This window comes from Rhizobium terricola, from assembly GCF_012927355.1.
Lineage (GTDB): Bacteria > Pseudomonadota > Alphaproteobacteria > Rhizobiales > Rhizobiaceae > Allorhizobium > Allorhizobium terricola.
In genome coordinates this window covers 518,813-534,509 of the sequence record NZ_JABBGK010000003.1, presented here as the reverse complement: position 1 = coordinate 534,509, position 15,697 = coordinate 518,813, and the positions used below count along the sequence as shown (strand labels likewise).

Here is a 15,697-nt window from a genome sequence, read left to right as displayed (position 1 = left end):
CAGTTCAAGGAGTGCAAAGACAGGCGCCCGACCGTTGACCGGATGGCCCCATCAGACTGGCAGGCTCCGGGCGGTGTGCAGAAGCTCCGCCTGGCCCTCGGCATTGATGGCGGCGATCTCCCTGACCCGGGCGCGGTCGATCCCGTAAGGACGACCATCCGGATCGAACGCCTGCTTGAAGGTGAATGCGGTCGCCGAGGCGCCGCGATCGGCCAGAAGCTCGAACCGCTCGACCGCATCCCGCCACTCCGGTTGCTGGCCGGCTTCGATCCAGAACAACACAAGCGGGGGCCATTGCTGCGGCATATTCCATCGTCTGGCATGCTTCAAAGCCTCGGCATGGATGCCTGCATAGGAAAATGCCATCAGGCTCTCGATGTCCCGCCAGAGCGAGAGGGAGGATGGGCCGGATTGGCGGCCGCTTCCCGAGAGGAACCGTGGAAACACCTGAGGCCCCCAACTCGCCGGTCCCGGTTCCCCGTCATAACCCGATCGCGCAACGAAGCCCGATGCTCGCGCCGCCGCCTCGAAATTCAGGGGTTCCCGCGTTAGAAACCCATCGATCGCGGGATCGCCGTATTCTGCAACATGGATGCCGAAATTGTAGATTGCGACGTGGAAGCCGTGAGACTTCATTTAGTTGACGTCGTCAGGCAGGACCGGCAGGGGCGCGATTTCGATGCCCTCCTCGACCAGAGCCTTGACGTCGGTCAGCGACGCCTCACCGATGATGCCGCGGGCCTCGGCCTCGCCGTAATGGATCTTGCGGGCCTCTTCCGGAAAGCGCTCACCGACATCCTCGCTGTTCGCGCGGATCGCGACGACGGCCTCCTTGAGCTTGGTCAGCGCTTCCTTCTGCACCTCGTTCGCCGCGAGCGCCTGAACCGCCTCCTTCTGCCGCGCGGTCGAGACCGAAGGTGCCATCAGCACCTTCGTCACCTCGAGCGAGCCGCAGACCGGACAGCTCAGGAAACCGCTCGACTTCTGGCGTTCGAAGTCGGCGCTTTCCGAGAACCAGCCCTCGAATTCGTGGGCATTGTCGCAGTGGAGCGAGTAGCGGATCAAACGGTGACGCCCCCTTTCGCGAGTTCTGGCTGCATGTTGAGCTCGAAATCGCGGGCATTCTTGAGGTTCGGGATCTTGGCGCGTGCCGCACCGACCGCCGCGACATCGATGTCGGCAAGCACGATGGCTTCGCCGCTGCCACCGGCAGACGCAAGCACCTTGCCCCACGGATCGACGATCATCGAGTGGCCGAAGGTCTCCCGGCCGTCCTCGTGCACCCCGGCCTGGGCCGCGGAGATGACGAAGGCGCCGTTCTCGATCGCCCTGGCACGAAGCAGGATCTCCCAATGCGCCTCGCCGGTCTGGCGAGTGAAGGCGGCAGGCGTGGTGAGGATTTGCGCGCCGGCAACGGCTTCCGTGCGGAACAGCTGCGGGAAACGCACGTCGTAGCAGATGCCGAAACCGAGCTTGGCGAAGGGCAGGTCGGCGACCGTCGCCTTTTCGCCCGGCCGGTAGACCGCGCTCTCACGCCAGCTCTCGCCATTGTCGAGGTCCACGTCGAACATGTGGATCTTGTCGTAGGTGCAGATCTTGCGGCCATCGGGTCCGAAGAGGAAGGCACGGTTGGCGATCTTGCCGTCGGCAAGCGCGATCGCCGTGGATCCGACATGCAGGTAGATCGAAAGTTCGCGGGCAAGATCCCCGGCGGTTCGAACGATGATATCATTCGCCTCGTCGCGCAGAACCGCCATCAGGCCCGGACGGTCTTTCTGCACGGCGCCGGTCATTTCCGGCGTCTGCACGTAGATCGCCCCGTGGCCGGCAGCTTCGCGAACGAGGCGGGCCATGGCGGCGGCGTTCTTTTCCGGGTCAACGCTCGAGCACATCTGGATGGCGGCAGCCTTGAAGGTCATGGGTCTCTTTTCCTCAGTTTGCCAGAAGGGCGTCGAGCTTGCCGGCGCGGTCGAGCGCGTGAAGGTCATCGCAACCGCCGACATGGCTATCGCCGATGAAGATCTGCGGGAAGGTCATGCCGCCATTCGACCGGCTGATCATCTCCTGGCGCAGTTCCGGTTTCCCGGTCGCATCGTGCTCGAGGAAATCGACGCCCTTGGATTCGAGCAACGCCTTGGCGCGCGAGCAGTAGCCGCAGCCCTGGCGGGTATAGATGGTCACCGATGCCATGTATGTCTCCGGTCGGAACGAGCCGGCAAATGCCGGAAAGGATATGGGTATAGCGGTCATATAAGACCGGAGATTGCCCTTGCAAAGGTTAAAACTGTGACTTCGCGCGCACCCGCCTTCTTGAGGGCTCGGGTCGCGGCACTGACGGTTGCGCCGGTGGTGAAGACATCGTCGACCAGAACGACGTGCCGACCGAAAACCTCGGGCGCCATGGCCTCGGGGACCACAAAGGCACCCCGCACGTTGAGCGCCCGCGCATTGGCCGTGAGCCCCACCTGCTGCGCGGTGCGCTTCTTTCGCAGCAGCGCCTGCGGGCAGAAGCGTTTGCCGGCAAGTCGCGCCACATGGCGGCCGAGTTCGGCGGACTGGTTGAACTTGCGCCCGAACAGGCGGAAACGGTGCAAGGGCACCGAGATGACGACATCGCAGTCTGCGAGTGCCTCGGTTCCCGCCCGCGCCATCCACGCCGCCATCATCGGAGCGAGATCCGTGCGGTCGCGATATTTGAGATCGTGCACCAGGTCGCGGGCGATACCCTCGTGCAGTGCCACCGAGCGCAGCCGGTCGAACACCGGCGGATGCGCGATCGCCTCCGCCGACAGCATCCCGGTCCCGGGATCGTGGGCGAAGGGTGTGCCGAGCACCTCGCAATACGGCCGTTCGATGAAACGCAGGGACGACCAGCAGCGCGCGCAGAGGCCGCCATGTCTTTCCGTCCGCACGTGGCAATGGGCACAGCTCGGCGGAAAGACGAGATCGCGCAGCACGGTCGCGATGCCGAGCGGCACGGCGAGGCTGACGCCTAGAGCTTTTTGCACTATTTGACCCGGCATGCGGTTGACTTTAGGCGCTCGGCGGCGCCTTTGCCAGACCGAGTTTTCGACTGGAGCACAGGCACATGGAGCGGCTTTTCGATCAGGACCTGCTGACGGCGAACCGGCTACGGGCACACCGCAGGCAGGAGGCCGGCAGCGACTTTCTCCTGGAAGTCGCCGCCCGCGAACTTGCCGAACGCCTGGCGATCGTCGAGCGTCGCTTCGAACATGCCGTGGAACTGCATGGCGTAACCGGCGCTGCCGCAAGGCTCGCACTCGCGACCGGCAAGATCGATCGTCTGGATCGTGTCGAGACGCATGCCGAATACCGCGGGGCCGGAGAAGCTCTCACTGTCGCCCCCTTCGAGGACGTCCCGCTCGAGCCTCAATCGGTGAACCTCGTTCTCTCCCCGCTTGCCCTGCATCTCACCAACGACACGCCGGGCATGCTGGTCCGCATTCGCAGGGCCCTGAAGCCCGACGGCCTGTTCCTTGCGGCGATCCCTGGTGCCGGAACGCTCGGCGAACTGCGCGACGTGCTGCTGACGACCGAGGTCGAGCTCTACGGAGGCGCAAGCCCGCGGGTCATCCCGTTTGCCGACATCCGCGACGTCGGCGGGCTCCTGCAGCGCGCCGGCTTCGCCCTGCCGGTGATCGACGAGGAAAGCTACACCGTCCGCTACGACAATCTCTTCGCGCTGATGCGGGATCTGAAGGCGATGGGCATGTCCAATCCGCTGATCGGGCGCAGCCGCAAGCCGCTCGGCCGGGCCTTCTTTCTGAAGGCGGCGGAACGCTATGCCGAACGATACTCCGATCCGGACGGACGCATCCGCGCCACCTTTTCGGTCATCTACGTTTCAGGCTGGGCGCCCCACGAAAGTCAGCAGAAGCCACTGAAACCGGGCTCCGCGAAAATGCGCCTCGCCGACGCGCTCGACCCGACCAAGGGTCAACCACCGACGGGCAAGGGGGACGGCTGAGACACGGGGAGAAGCGCCTTCCCGCACGGGGAGTGCGCGCGAACAGGTCTGCCTGGTGGTCTGATCGTATCAGTTGCCGGCGCCGTTTACGGACGTTTCGACCGTTCCGAACACGTTCATCAGCGAATCGGCGAACTGTCCATACCCGCCGATCAGCGCGACAGAGATCAGGGCCGCCATCAGACCGTATTCGACGGCCGTCGCGGCCCTGTTGTCGGCAAAGAACTTGCGAACGAGATGCATGGTCTCTCCTGGGCACCCGCCGGCCGTCATTTTGCCGGATCACGGGAATGAAGTCTCTGGATGGTCAGCAACCCTGGCCCGTTCCGAAGCCGTCGACGATGCAGACGGATCCAGGTGTTTCCTGCAGGACGCTGCGGCGGATGGTGTAGCGCTTTCCGCCTTCCGCCTTGGGGATAGAACCGGTGCTCATCATGTCATACTGGTCCGGCTCGAAAGCCAGGCTCTTCTTCTCGGTCTTGCCGGCAAGCATCGGCGTGACGACGAGCGAAAGCGCCACCGCCGCCGTACCGAACAGCAGGGCGAGGTTGAGTACGCCCGTCTTACCGGACCTTTGCGAAGACCGTTCTCTCGACCTTACGGCCTTCCAGAAATCCTCGTTTGCCATGACACGCTCCACACACACGCTTGAACGTATGAACAGCCAAGAGCTTTGCCCCATGGCTGTAAACTTTGCGTTAAGAACGTCAGCAAATTATAGAAACGGCTAAAGAAGATCCTGGAGAAACGGGATCAGCGGCCCGTCGGCCGGCGGCATCGGATAGTCGCGAAGCGCATTGGCGCGCACCCATTTCACCGCCTGACCTTCGCGACCATGGGCGATGCCCTCGTAGCGGCGGCAGATATAGAGCGGCATCAGCAGGTGAAATGTCTCGTAGGTGTGGCTGGCAAAGGTCAGCGGCGCGAGACACGGCACTTTGGTGGCGATCCCAAGTTCTTCCTCGAGTTCGCGGATCAGGGTTTCCTCCGGCGTTTCACCGGGCTCGACCTTGCCGCCCGGAAACTCCCAGAGCCCGGCGAGGGATTTTCCCTCAGGGCGCTGCGCCAGAAGGATCCGGTTGTCGGCATCGACAAGGGCGCAGGCGGCGACGAGGAGGATGGGCTTGTTGCCGTTGCTCATGCATCCGCTCCCTTGCGCCAGTAGGCATAGCGATAGGCCTCGACTAAACCGAGCTTGGCGTAGAGCGCAAGCGCCGCCTCGTTGCCGGCGACCACCTGAAGCCAGGCCGTCCGGGCGCCGCGCATCCGCGCCCAGCGCAGTGCCGCCGTCAGGATTTCGAGCCCGAGACCACGCTGGCGTCGATCGGCCCGCACGGCGAGCGACATGATGCCCGCAAGATCGTTGTCCTGAACGCAGAGCGCCACCGCGACCGGCCCGCTTTCTGGCTCCTCGATGACGAACAGCCCGGTCGGCGGCTTGATGCCGCTCACCACTTCGGCAAGTGCCGGCTTCAGGGCCGGATCGCTGCCGTGCACGAGAAGGTCGGCATCGACATAACGGCCGACGTCATGGCTCGGCAGGTGATCGAGCGTATCGCCCGGCAGTTCGATCGCGCCGAGATCGCAGGTCATCGTGACCACTTCCTCGAAGCGTTCCCAGCCCTCGCCTTTCATCAGGTCGAGAAGCGGTGGCGGCGTGAGCGGCGTCTCGCGCACCAGGATCGGACGGCCATGGGCCTCGAACTTGCGTGCGGCCTTTTCCAGCCGCAGCCCGATGTCGCGGCAGTCGGAAGGATCGAGCGCGACGATGCAGTTCAGCCGCTTGGAGGGATGACCACCGGTCAGGCGGATCTGCCAGCTGCCGTCATACTGAACGCTCGTCGCCGGCCATGCCCTGAAGCCGACGGCCTCGAGGCGCCGGACGAGCGGCAGGTTCTGATCGAAGGGCACGGACGACATCGCGGCAATCAACTCCGGTAGTCACCGTTGATCGCGACATATTCCTTGGTGAGGTCGCAGGTCCAGACGGTGGCCTTGCCCGCGCCGAGCCCGATGTCGACGCGGACCGGAATGTCCTGGCCCTGCATGACGGCCGTCGTGGCGGCCTCGGAATAGGCCGGATCGCGCTCGCCATCGACGGCGACGCGAATGTCGCCGAACCAGATCGCCAGCCGGTCGCGGTCGGCCATCTCGCCGGACTTGCCGACGGCCATGACGATACGACCCCAGTTGGCGTCTTCGCCGGCAACCGCAGTCTTCACCAGCGGCGAGTTGGCGATCGACATGGCGATCTTCTTGGCAGCCAGATCGCTTTCGGCGCCGGTGACGGTGATCTCCACCATCTTGCGTGCACCCTCGCCGTCCCGGACCACCTGCAGCGCCAGGTCCTTGAGAAGGTCGTCGAGCGCGGCACGGAAGCCGGCAAGACGCGGGTCGTTCGCATCCTCGACCTTCGTCTGTCCGTCGGCCGCCGCCGCACCCGTTGCGAAGAGCATCAGCGTATCGGAGGTCGAGGTGTCGCTGTCGACGGTGATCGAATTGAAGCTCGGCTCGACGCCGGCCGAAAGCAGCGCCTGGAGTGCCGGAGCCGCGATGTCGGCATCGGTCACCACGAAGGACAGCATGGTGGCCATGTCGGGCGCAATCATGCCGGCGCCCTTGGCGATGCCGTTGATGGTCACGGTGACGCCACCGATCTCGGCCGAACGGGTCGCAACCTTCGGATAGGTGTCGGTGGTCATGATGGCCTTGGCCGCTTCCAGCCAGAAGTCACCGGTCGCACCCTTCGCCATGTCGCCGAGCACGCCGGCGAACTTGGTGGCGTCGAGCGGTTCGCCGATGACACCGGTCGAAGCAAGGTAGATTTCGTTCTCGCCGCAACCGAGTGCCTCTGCCGCCGACCTGGCGGTGAGCTGGGTGGCAGCCTTGCCCTTGACGCCGGTGAAGGCGTTGGCATTGCCCGAATTGACCACGACACCGAGTGCCAGGCCGTGGCCGAGATTCGCCCGGCAGTGGTCGACGGGCGCGGACGGGCACTTCGACTTCGTGAAGACGCCCGCGACGGCGGCCGGACGATCGAAGGCCATCAGCAGCACGTCGGTCCGGTTCTTGTACTTGATGCCGGCGGCGGCTGTTGCCATCCGCACGCCGCGGATCGACGGCATGTCGGCATAGGACGTGGGGGCGAGTGGGGAAACGGTTGCGGACATCTTCGGCTGCCTGGAATGGGAGGGCCCGCGAAAATGCGGGCCCGTGATAAAGGGAGACTATCGCTTACTGCTGCGGCTGCTGAGGCTTGTTGACGTCCTCGTAGCCCTTGCGCAGCGCTTCGTCGAGGATCTCCACCTTCTGCTCGGCCTTGGCCTTTTCGATGATGGCGAGATACTTGTCGCGCATCACCAGCTGACGGATCTGCTGGCCGACCTGCTCGTATGCCGGCGGCGCGGCATCGCGCTTGTCCTCGACCTTGATGACGTGGAAGCCGAACTGGGTCTTGGTCGGAACCTTGGAATAGGAGCCCTTTTCCATGGCGAAGGCTGCTTCTTCGAATTCCGGAACCATGCGTCCCTTGGTGAAATAGCCGAGATCGCCGCCTTCAGACTTGTTCGGGTCGGTCGACTTTTCCTTGGCGAGTTCGACGAAATCCTTGCCGGCATCGAGATCGGCGATGATTGCCTTGGCTTCTTCCTCGGTCTTCACGAGGATGTGGCGGGCGCGCACTTCCTCCTGCTTGGGAAGGGCTGCGATTTCCTTTTCGTAGCGCGCCTTGACTTCGTCTTCGGTGACAGCGTCGACGACATGCTTCTTGAAATAGAGGTTGTGCAGTTCGCGATCGGCGATGAAGGCCATGCGCTTCTTGAACTCGGCGTCGTCCTTCAGGCCTTCGCCGTCGGCATTGCCGGCGAGCAGCTTGACGTCGATCGCACCGGAAAGAGCCGCGACCTTCTTCTGTTCGTCCGGCAGCTGGGCGAGCTGCGGGTCGAGGTTGGCGATCGCCAGATCCAGCTCGGACTGGGTGATCTCGAGCTTGCCGACCTTGGCAACGACTGCATCGGCGTCCTGCGCGACGACCTGGCCCTGCAGCCCGATGAACGCCACACAAGCTGCGAGAGCAAATTTATGAAAACGAAGCATAAGAAACCTTTCGGAGGGTGAACCGTTTCAAGACCGTTCGAATCGGGCGAAAAATTGTCAGATGCAAGGCGAGGCAGGCTTTTCCGGCAGACCCACGCCGTTGACATCATTCGACCCCCCTCTTATCTGTCACGCAACCGCGCGTCCAGAGCCGTTTCCCGGGGCTCGGAGCCTAATCGCCGAATTTGCGACAGGGTTCAGGGACGCGCACGAAAACATGACGAAGGTCAGAAAGGACCGTCGAATGGTCAGTCTCGGTGGGCTCGCCCGCAAACTCTTCGGTTCGGCCAACGAGCGCCGCGTTCGCTCGTACCAGCCGAAGGTAGCCGCCATTGGAGCACTCGAAGAGAGCATCAAGGCGCTTTCCGACGAGGCCTTGGCAGGCAAGACGCAGGAATTCCGCAAGCTGCTCGCGGAAGGCAAGACGCTCGACGACATCCTCGTCCCGGCCTTTGCGGTTGCCCGCGAGGCCTCGCGCCGCGCCCTCGGCATGCGCCCCTTCGACGTGCAGCTCATCGGCGCGATGATCCTCAACGACAATGCGATCGCCGAAATGAAGACCGGCGAAGGCAAGACGCTGGTGGCGACGCTCGCCGTCTATCTCAACGCGCTCGCCGGCAAGGGCGTGCATGTCGTCACGGTCAACGACTATCTGGCCAGCCGCGACGCGGCGACCATGGGCAAGCTCTATCGCTTCCTCGGCCTGACCACCGGCGTGATCGTGCACGGGCTCTCCGACGAGGAACGCCGCGCGGCCTATGCCTGCGACATCACCTACGCGACCAACAACGAGCTCGGCTTCGACTATCTGCGCGACAACATGAAGTACGAGCGCGGCCAGATGGTGCAGCGCGGCCACAACTATGCGATCGTCGACGAAGTCGACTCGATCCTGGTCGACGAGGCGCGCACCCCGCTCATCATCTCCGGTCCGCTCGACGACCGCTCGGACCTCTACAACACGATCGACGCCTTCATTCCGCAGCTGACGGAAGAAGACTACGAGATCGACGAGAAGCAGCGTTCGGCGAACTTCTCCGAAGTCGGCACCGAGAAGCTGGAAAACCTGCTCCGCCAGGCCGGTCTCTTGAAGGGTGCATCGCTTTACGACGTCGAGAACGTCGCGATCGTCCACCACATCAACAACGCGCTGAAGGCCCACAAGCTCTTCTCCCGCGACAAGGACTACATCGTCCGCAACGATGAGATCGTCATCATCGACGAGTTCACCGGCCGCATGATGCCGGGCCGCCGTTACTCGGAAGGCCAGCACCAGGCGCTCGAAGCCAAGGAAAAGGTGCAGATCCAGCCCGAGAACCAGACGCTCGCCTCGATCACCTTCCAGAATTACTTCCGCATGTACTCGAAGCTCGCCGGCATGACCGGTACCGCTTCGACCGAAGCGGAAGAGTTCGGCAACATCTACGGCCTCGAGGTCGTGGAGGTCCCGACCAACCTGCCAATCAAGCGTATCGACGAGGACGACGAGGTCTACCGGACCGCGGAAGAGAAGTTCAAGGCGATCATCGCCGAGATCAAGGATGCCCATGAACGCGGCCAGCCGGTTCTCGTCGGCACCACCTCGATCGAAAAGTCCGAACTGCTTGCCAACCTGCTGCGCCAGACCGGCTTCGAAAAGTTCCAGGTCCTGAACGCCCGCTATCACGAGCAGGAAGCCTACATCGTTTCCCAGGCCGGCGTGCCGGGTGCGGTGACGATCGCCACCAACATGGCCGGCCGCGGTACCGACATCCAGCTCGGCGGCAACATCGACATGCGTCTCGAGCGCGAGCTCGAGGGCGTCGAGGACAACGCCGAACGCGAGGCGAAGACCGCCGCGATCAAGGCGGAAATCCAGGAACTCAAGGCAAAGGCCCTCGCCGCCGGCGGCCTTTACGTCATCGCCACCGAGCGTCACGAAAGCCGCCGCATCGACAACCAGCTGCGCGGCCGTTCGGGCCGCCAGGGCGACCCGGGCCGTTCGAAGTTCTACCTGTCGCTCCAGGACGACCTGATGCGCATCTTCGGCTCCGACCGCATGGACTCGATGCTGCAGAAGCTCGGCCTCAAGGACGGCGAAGCGATCGTCCATCCGTGGATCAACAAGGCGCTGGAACGCGCCCAGAAGAAGGTTGAGGCGCGCAACTTCGACATCCGCAAGAACCTCTTGAAGTATGACGACGTGCTGAACGACCAGCGCAAGGTCATCTTCGAACAGCGCATCGAGCTGATGGACGCGACCGACGTGTCCGGCACGATCGAGGACATGCGCCACGAGGTCATCGAGACCCTGGTCCGTACCCATATCCCAGAGCGCGCCTATGTCGAGCAGTGGGACGTCGTCGGCCTGAAGCAGCAGATCGCCGTCACCCTTAACCTCGACCTCCCGGTCGAGATCTGGGCGGCCGAGGAAGGCATTGCCGAAGACGACATCGTCAATCGCGTGACCGAAGCGGCCGACAAGGCAATGGCCGACAAGGCCGAGCGCTTCGGCCCCGAGATCATGGCCTATGTCGAGCGCTCGGTCGTACTGCAGACGATCGACACGCTGTGGCGCGAGCACATCGTCAACCTCGACCACCTGCGTTCGGTCGTCGGTTTCCGCGGTTATGCCCAGCGCGATCCGCTGCAGGAATACAAGGCCGAAGCCTTCGAGCTTTTCCAGGCCCTGCTCGCCAACCTGCGCGACGCCGTCACCTCGCAGATGATGCGCGTCGAACTGGTGCGCGAGACGCCGCCGGCGCCTGCCCTGCCGGAGATGGAAGGCCACCATCTCGACGCCACCACCGGCGAGGACGATTTCGGCGAAGGTTCCGCAACCTCCAACCTGCCCTTCGTCGCACCGGAAAACCGCGATCCGAACGATCCGTCGACCTGGGGCAAGATCGGCCGCAACGAGGTGTGCCCCTGCGGTTCCGGCAAGAAGTACAAGCATTGCCACGGCGCGTTCGAAAACGCCTGACGGTAGCGAATTGCAGACCGGCATCGACATCGAAAAAGGCGGCCTCGGGCCGCCTTTTTTCGTAAATGGAAATCCGCCCTGCCATGCCGATCGGAACCGTTTCTTAACCCTGATCTGACATGGTCCACGCTGTTGTTCGTGCGTCACCAATGGGCCTTTTGTGTCGATCATGGCAGTCATCCAGACAGCGGAAAAGCTCCTGCCATCCGGTCTCCATCCGGCATTGCGCAAGGTCGTTGCCGCCATTACCCGCGACGACGAGACGGCGCGTGCGCAGCGCATGGCGCTGATTGCCTTTGCCATTCGCATCGTTTCGGCCGCCATCGCCTTCGTCTCGCAGATCATCCAGGCGCGGCTGATGGGCGAGTTCGAATACGGCATCTTCGTCTTCGTCTGGGTTCTGGTCGTCCTGTTCGGCAACCTCTCCTGCCTCGGCTTCCACACTGCCGTCATCCGCTTCCTGCCGCAATACGACGCCCGCGACGAGCATGACGAGATCCGCGGGCTGACCATGACGGCCCGGATCTTCGCGCTGACATCGGCGAGCGCGCTTGCGCTCTTCGGTCTTGGATTCCTGCATTTCTTCGGCGACCGGATCGAGGCCTATTACGTCATTCCGCTCTTCCTCGGCCTCTTCGCGCTGCCGATGATCGCGCTCGGCGACGTGCTGGACGGCACGGCGCGCGCCAACAGCTGGCCGGTCGCGGCGCTGAGCCCGACCTATATCGTCCGGCCGACCCTCATTCTGCTCTTCATGATCGCCGCCGTCTGGCTCGGCGCGCCGCGCACGGCGACGACGGCCATGCAGGCGGCCCTTGCGGCGACCTATGTCACCAGCCTCGGCCAGTTCCTGACGATCGATCGCCGCCTGCAGAAGCGCTTCATCGACGGTCCGCGCCGGATCGATTTCATGGCCTGGTTCAAGGTGGCCCTGCCGATCTTCCTGATCGAGGGTTTTGGCTTCCTGCTCACCAATTCGGACGTCGTCGTCGTCGGGCTCTATCTCGACCCGGACCAGGTCGGCATCTATTTCGCGGCCGCCAAGACCATGGCGCTGGTGCAGTTCGTCTTCTTCGCGGTCAAGGCCGCCGCCGCCCCGCGCTTCTCCGCGATGATGGCCGAAGGCGACATGCGCCCGCTCGCCGCCTTCGCCGGCAAGACGGCGCGCTGGAGCTTCTGGCCATCGCTCATGGTCGGGCTCTCGGTGCTGGCGGTCGGCGAGTTCCTGCTGGGGTTGTTCGGCCCTGCCTTTACGGCCGGCTACGGCCTGATGGCCATCCTTTTCGTCGGCAGCCTTTCCAAGGCCCTTGTCGGCCCGGGCGAGGTGCTTCTGACGATGGCCGGCAAGCAGAAGCTCTGCGTGCTGCTCTATGTCGGCGCGCTCGCAACCAACATCACGTTGAACGTGACGCTGATCCCGCTTTACGGTCTGACGGGGGCGGCTGTCGCAACTGCGGCGGCGACGATGACGGAAGCTCTGCTGCTGCACGTGGCCATACGCGCCTCACTCGGCATCGTGCTCTTCGCCTTCGCCGACCCGCTCGCCATCCTGAACAGGACGAGGACGACCTGACCATGGTGGAACCTCCAGTCTACAACGAGAGCATGAACAGCAGCGCCAATCGCCTGGTCGACAACCTGGCGGACGAGCGCGAGATGCGCCCCGCGGCGGACCTGCGTGTCGATGTGGGCCGCCCCGGCCGCCAGCTCAGTCTCTATCCGGGCCGCGTCGGCTACGACCTGCAGGAGGAACTCGACTTCCTCACCTATCGTGTGATGGAGGCGAATGTCTTTTTCGCTCCGCGCTTCCTTGCACCCGCCATGCCGCGCCTCGACGAACGGCAGATCCGGCTCGCCGTGCTGCGCGACGAGAACGGCACCCGCAGCCGCGTTCGCCTGATGCTGCCCTTCTCCGTCGAGAAGCCCGGCTTTTCGGTCGGCCCCTCGATCATCCGGGCGTGGTCGAACCCCTTCGGTCCGCTCGGCACGCCGCTGGTCGATGCCGAAGGTGCGGCCGAGACGATCGACAACCTGCTTGATGCCTTCTCCCGTCCCGAGGCGAAGCTGCCGGGCATTCTCGTTCTGCCGGACCTGCGCCTCAACGGCCGCTTCTCGCAGCTCGCCAAGGCAGTGGCGATCGGCCGCGACCTGCCGCTGACCGTCACCAACACCTTCGACCGGCCGATGCTGCAGAGCTACGACGACGGCGACACCTATCTGAAGGAAACGATCTCGAAGTCGCACCTGCGCGAGATGCGCCGCCAGTTCCGCCTTCTGGGAGAGCACGGCCGCGTCACCTATAACGTCGCCCGCCAGCCCGAGGAGATCCGGCTCAGGATGGAGGAATTCCTGGCGCTCGAGGCGAGCGGCTGGAAGGGCCGCAAGCGTTCCGCCATGGTCATGGACCGCTTCCGCGCCGCTTTCGCCCGCGAAGCGATCACCAACCTCGCCGAAGTCGACGCCGTGCGTATCCACACGCTCGACCTCAACGGCCGCGCGGTCGCCTCGATGGTGGTTTTCATCATGGCCGGCGAGGCCTATACGTGGAAGACGGCCTATGACGAGAGCTTCGCCCGCTATTCGCCGGGCAAGCTGCTGCTCTCCGAGTTGACCGAATGGCATCTCGACGACCCGAACATCGAGCGCACCGACAGTTGCGCCGTGTCGGACCATCCGATCATGAGCCGCTTCTGGAAGGAGCGCGAGGAGATGGGAACGCTGGTGATCGGGTTGAGGCCCAATGCCGACCGCGACATGCGCCAGGCGGCAACCCAGCTCCACATGTATCGCAACACGCGCAATCTCGCCCGCATCCTGCGCGACAAGATCCTGTCCCGCCGCTTCGCCGACTGACGGATCCGTGGCTATTCGGCCGCGATCGCCATCTCGCGATCACGCAACAGGCGGCGGATCACCTTGCCGCTGGTGGTCAGAGGCATCTCGTCGATGAACTCGACCTCGCGCGGGTACTCATGCATCGAGAGCCGCTGCTTGACCCAGTCGCGGATTTCACCGGCAAGTGCGACGCTCGGCGTATGGCCTTCGGCGAGCACCACGAAGGCCTTGACGATCTCGGTGCGCAGCGGATCGGGCTTGCCGATCGCCGCCGCGAGCCTGACCGCCGGATGGCCGATCAGACAGTCCTCGATCTCGGCCGGTCCGATGCGATAGCCCGACGATGTGATGACGTCGTCGTCGCGGCCGAAGAACTCGACATAGCCGTCCTTGTCCTGACGCCCGAGATCACCGGTCTTCATCCAGTCGCCGACGAACTTGCGCCGGGTCGCATCCTCGTCGTTCCAGTAACCGAGGAACATCACCGGATCCGGCCGCGCGATGGCCACCTGGCCGGTCGTTCCGGCCGGAAGCTCGCGACCGGCGTCGTCGATGATCGCCACTCGATGCCCGGGCACCGCCCGTCCGATCGCGCCGGCCTTCGTCACCCCGAGATGGGCGGCCGAGCCGAGAACGAAGTTGCATTCGGTCTGGCCGTAGAATTCGTTCGGCACGATGCCGAGCGTCGCCTTCACCCATTCATAGGTCTCGCGTCCGAGCGCCTCACCGGCCGAGCCGATGCTGCGCAGCAAGAGATCATAGCGTTCGCGCGGACGCTCGACCGATTTCAACAGCCGGAGTGCCGTCGGCGGAATGAAGGCATTGGCAACCTTCATCTCGGCCATGATCCGGTAGGCCGTGTCGGGGTCGAATTTCTGCGCAGGCGATGCGACCACCGGCACGCCGAGCATCAGCGCCGGAAGCAGAGCGTTGAGAAGCCCGCCGGCCCAGGCCCAATCGGACGGGGTCCACATTTTGTCGCCGGGACGCGGCAGGAAATCATGCACCATCTGGAACCCGGGCAGATGGCCCGGCAGGACCCGGTGGCCATGCAGCGCGCCCTTCGGCGGGCCGGTGGTCCCGGAGGTGAAGATCATCAGCGCGGGCGTATCCGGTCCCGTATCGGCAACGGCAAAGACCGGCGGATGCGCCGCGACGAGATCGCCGAATGCATGCACGCCGTCGCCGGCAGCCCCGATCGAGATCACTTGCGTGAGATCCGGCAGGCGGGAACGGATTTCGCCGAGCCGCGAAAGGCCGAAATCATTGGTGACGATCACCTTTGCCCCGGCTGCTGCAAGCCGGTACTCCAGCGCCTCGGCGCCGAAGAGCAGCGCGAGCGGCAGTGCAATCGCCCCCATCTTGTAGATCGCCACATGGGCGACAACCGTCTCGAAAGACTGCGGCAGCAGCAGGGCGACCCGGTCACCGGGCGCGACGCCGAGCGCCGTAAGCGCATTGGCAAACGAGGCCGATTTCGCCGCGAGTTCGCCATAGGTCATCGACGGATGCACGCCGTCGAGCGAGAAATGCTCCAGACAGACGCGATCCGGATCGCGGGCGGCCCAATCGTCGCTGACCGCGCGGCCGATATTGAAGTCTTTCGGGATCTCCCACGAAAAATCGCGATAAATGCGCTCGTAGGAGCCGTTTTCGGGCAGGAACATGCCGGTTTTCCAGTTCACATCGCCATTTTGCTATCATTCATTTCGCAACTGCACAATGGATGTGCACTCTGCCCCCGAAAGGCCGATCCGCGGGGCGGTTCGCTGGACACCGTTCAAAGCCGCATGCTAACGTTAAAGACCGTCAGCCGG

General features: G+C 64.1%; 16 protein-coding genes. 4 read left to right on the top strand and 12 right to left on the bottom strand.

Translation table 11 applies throughout. The features are described from left to right. Positions 1 to 51 precede the first annotated feature (51 nt). From HHL25_RS17550 to HHL25_RS17530, 5 genes are read right to left on the bottom strand one after another with little or no spacing between them, the layout of a single operon-like run. The gene (locus HHL25_RS17550; RefSeq protein WP_169593971.1) at positions 52 to 636 is read right to left on the bottom strand and encodes a DUF3291 domain-containing protein; all 585 of its coding nucleotides are present in this window, start codon (positions 634 to 636) and stop codon (positions 52 to 54) included. After that, positions 637 to 1,065 carry a DUF1178 family protein gene (locus tag HHL25_RS17545; protein ID WP_169593969.1) on the bottom strand — a complete coding sequence of 143 codons (429 nt, stop codon included), beginning with the start codon at positions 1,063 to 1,065 and terminating at the stop codon, positions 637 to 639. After that, positions 1,062 to 1,919: a carbon-nitrogen hydrolase family protein gene (locus HHL25_RS17540; RefSeq protein WP_169593966.1), complete on the bottom strand. Its 858-nt coding sequence runs from the start codon at positions 1,917 to 1,919 to the stop codon at positions 1,062 to 1,064. The genes HHL25_RS17545 and HHL25_RS17540 overlap by 4 nt, the downstream gene beginning before the upstream one ends. A 13-nt stretch (positions 1,920 to 1,932) precedes the next feature. Then, positions 1,933 to 2,190, bottom strand: a complete 258-nt coding sequence (gene grxC, locus HHL25_RS17535) for a glutaredoxin 3 (RefSeq protein ID WP_169593964.1) — start codon at positions 2,188 to 2,190, stop codon at positions 1,933 to 1,935. Between the two features lie 56 nt (positions 2,191 to 2,246). Continuing rightward, positions 2,247 to 3,023: a ComF family protein gene (locus tag HHL25_RS17530; RefSeq protein WP_169593962.1), complete on the bottom strand. Its 777-nt coding sequence runs from the start codon at positions 3,021 to 3,023 to the stop codon at positions 2,247 to 2,249. Positions 3,024 to 3,088: 65 nt separating this feature from the next. Between HHL25_RS17530 and HHL25_RS17525 the strand changes: the two genes are divergently transcribed. Further along, complete coding sequence (locus HHL25_RS17525) at positions 3,089 to 3,988, top strand: methyltransferase domain-containing protein (RefSeq protein WP_169593960.1); 900 nt, start codon at positions 3,089 to 3,091, stop codon at positions 3,986 to 3,988. A 69-nt stretch (positions 3,989 to 4,057) separates the two neighbouring features. On the opposite strand, the gene HHL25_RS17520 is transcribed toward HHL25_RS17525, so the two are convergent. The 6 genes from HHL25_RS17520 to HHL25_RS17495 form a co-directional block, all read right to left on the bottom strand. Further along, the gene (locus tag HHL25_RS17520; protein ID WP_169593958.1) at positions 4,058 to 4,231 is read right to left on the bottom strand and encodes a Flp family type IVb pilin; all 174 of its coding nucleotides are present in this window, start codon (positions 4,229 to 4,231) and stop codon (positions 4,058 to 4,060) included. Positions 4,232 to 4,295: 64 nt separating this feature from the next. After that, entirely contained in the window at positions 4,296 to 4,616 is a 321-nt protein-coding gene (locus tag HHL25_RS17515) for a hypothetical protein (protein WP_169593956.1), read from the bottom strand. A 99-nt stretch (positions 4,617 to 4,715) separates the two neighbouring features. Next, positions 4,716 to 5,129 (bottom strand): 8-oxo-dGTP diphosphatase MutT, encoded by a 414-nt coding sequence (gene mutT, locus HHL25_RS17510; protein WP_169593954.1) that lies wholly within the window; start codon positions 5,127 to 5,129, stop codon positions 4,716 to 4,718. Further along, on the bottom strand, positions 5,126 to 5,908 hold the full coding sequence (locus HHL25_RS17505) for a GNAT family N-acetyltransferase (RefSeq protein WP_169593951.1): 783 nt from the start codon (positions 5,906 to 5,908) through the stop codon (positions 5,126 to 5,128). Before HHL25_RS17505 ends, mutT begins: the two co-directional genes overlap by 4 nt. 8 nt (positions 5,909 to 5,916) lie before the next feature. Beyond that, the gene (gene argJ, locus HHL25_RS17500) at positions 5,917 to 7,158 is read right to left on the bottom strand and encodes a bifunctional glutamate N-acetyltransferase/amino-acid acetyltransferase ArgJ (RefSeq protein WP_169593949.1); all 1,242 of its coding nucleotides are present in this window, start codon (positions 7,156 to 7,158) and stop codon (positions 5,917 to 5,919) included. 64 nt (positions 7,159 to 7,222) lie between these two features. After that, positions 7,223 to 8,083 (bottom strand): peptidylprolyl isomerase, encoded by an 861-nt coding sequence (locus tag HHL25_RS17495; RefSeq protein WP_169593947.1) that lies wholly within the window; start codon positions 8,081 to 8,083, stop codon positions 7,223 to 7,225. Between the two features lie 244 nt (positions 8,084 to 8,327). Here HHL25_RS17495 and secA point away from each other — a divergent pair, with 244 nt between their 5' ends. The 3 genes from secA (at position 8,328) to HHL25_RS17480 (ending at position 13,898) form a co-directional block, all read left to right on the top strand. Next, positions 8,328 to 11,045: a preprotein translocase subunit SecA gene (gene secA, locus HHL25_RS17490; RefSeq protein WP_169594066.1), complete on the top strand. Its 2,718-nt coding sequence runs from the start codon at positions 8,328 to 8,330 to the stop codon at positions 11,043 to 11,045. 169 nt (positions 11,046 to 11,214) lie between these two features. Then, positions 11,215 to 12,618, top strand: coding sequence for a lipopolysaccharide biosynthesis protein (locus HHL25_RS17485; RefSeq protein ID WP_169593945.1), 1,404 nt, complete (start codon positions 11,215 to 11,217; stop codon positions 12,616 to 12,618). 2 nt (positions 12,619 to 12,620) lie between these two features. Then, the gene (locus tag HHL25_RS17480; RefSeq protein ID WP_169593942.1) at positions 12,621 to 13,898 is read left to right on the top strand and encodes a GNAT family N-acetyltransferase; all 1,278 of its coding nucleotides are present in this window, start codon (positions 12,621 to 12,623) and stop codon (positions 13,896 to 13,898) included. 11 nt (positions 13,899 to 13,909) lie between these two features. On the opposite strand, the gene HHL25_RS17475 is transcribed toward HHL25_RS17480, so the two are convergent. Further along, on the bottom strand, positions 13,910 to 15,547 hold the full coding sequence (locus HHL25_RS17475; RefSeq protein ID WP_169593939.1) for an AMP-binding protein: 1,638 nt from the start codon (positions 15,545 to 15,547) through the stop codon (positions 13,910 to 13,912). Positions 15,548 to 15,697 lie beyond the last annotated feature (150 nt).

What these genes read in the sequence shown, in the direction of transcription:
- grxC (WP_169593964.1), bottom strand. Translation starts at nt 2,190, where the DNA reads ATGGCATCGGTGACCATCTATACCCGCCAGGGCTGCGGCTACTGCTCG.
- HHL25_RS17540 (WP_169593966.1), bottom strand. Translation starts at nt 1,919, where the DNA reads ATGACCTTCAAGGCTGCCGCCATCCAGATGTGCTCGAGCGTTGACCCG.
- HHL25_RS17530 (WP_169593962.1), bottom strand. Translation starts at nt 3,023, where the DNA reads ATGCCGGGTCAAATAGTGCAAAAAGCTCTAGGCGTCAGCCTCGCCGTG.
- argJ (WP_169593949.1), bottom strand. Translation starts at nt 7,158, where the DNA reads ATGTCCGCAACCGTTTCCCCACTCGCCCCCACGTCCTATGCCGACATG.
- HHL25_RS17475 (WP_169593939.1), bottom strand. Translation starts at nt 15,547, where the DNA reads ATGTTCCTGCCCGAAAACGGCTCCTACGAGCGCATTTATCGCGATTTT.
- HHL25_RS17480 (WP_169593942.1), top strand. Translation starts at nt 12,621, where the DNA reads ATGGTGGAACCTCCAGTCTACAACGAGAGCATGAACAGCAGCGCCAAT.
- HHL25_RS17525 (WP_169593960.1), top strand. Translation starts at nt 3,089, where the DNA reads ATGGAGCGGCTTTTCGATCAGGACCTGCTGACGGCGAACCGGCTACGG.
- mutT (WP_169593954.1), bottom strand. Translation starts at nt 5,129, where the DNA reads ATGAGCAACGGCAACAAGCCCATCCTCCTCGTCGCCGCCTGCGCCCTT.
- HHL25_RS17515 (WP_169593956.1), bottom strand. Translation starts at nt 4,616, where the DNA reads ATGGCAAACGAGGATTTCTGGAAGGCCGTAAGGTCGAGAGAACGGTCT.
- HHL25_RS17505 (WP_169593951.1), bottom strand. Translation starts at nt 5,908, where the DNA reads ATGTCGTCCGTGCCCTTCGATCAGAACCTGCCGCTCGTCCGGCGCCTC.
- HHL25_RS17520 (WP_169593958.1), bottom strand. Translation starts at nt 4,231, where the DNA reads ATGCATCTCGTTCGCAAGTTCTTTGCCGACAACAGGGCCGCGACGGCC.
- HHL25_RS17485 (WP_169593945.1), top strand. Translation starts at nt 11,215, where the DNA reads ATGGCAGTCATCCAGACAGCGGAAAAGCTCCTGCCATCCGGTCTCCAT.
- secA (WP_169594066.1), top strand. Translation starts at nt 8,328, where the DNA reads ATGGTCAGTCTCGGTGGGCTCGCCCGCAAACTCTTCGGTTCGGCCAAC.
- HHL25_RS17495 (WP_169593947.1), bottom strand. Translation starts at nt 8,083, where the DNA reads ATGCTTCGTTTTCATAAATTTGCTCTCGCAGCTTGTGTGGCGTTCATC.
- HHL25_RS17550 (WP_169593971.1), bottom strand. Translation starts at nt 636, where the DNA reads ATGAAGTCTCACGGCTTCCACGTCGCAATCTACAATTTCGGCATCCAT.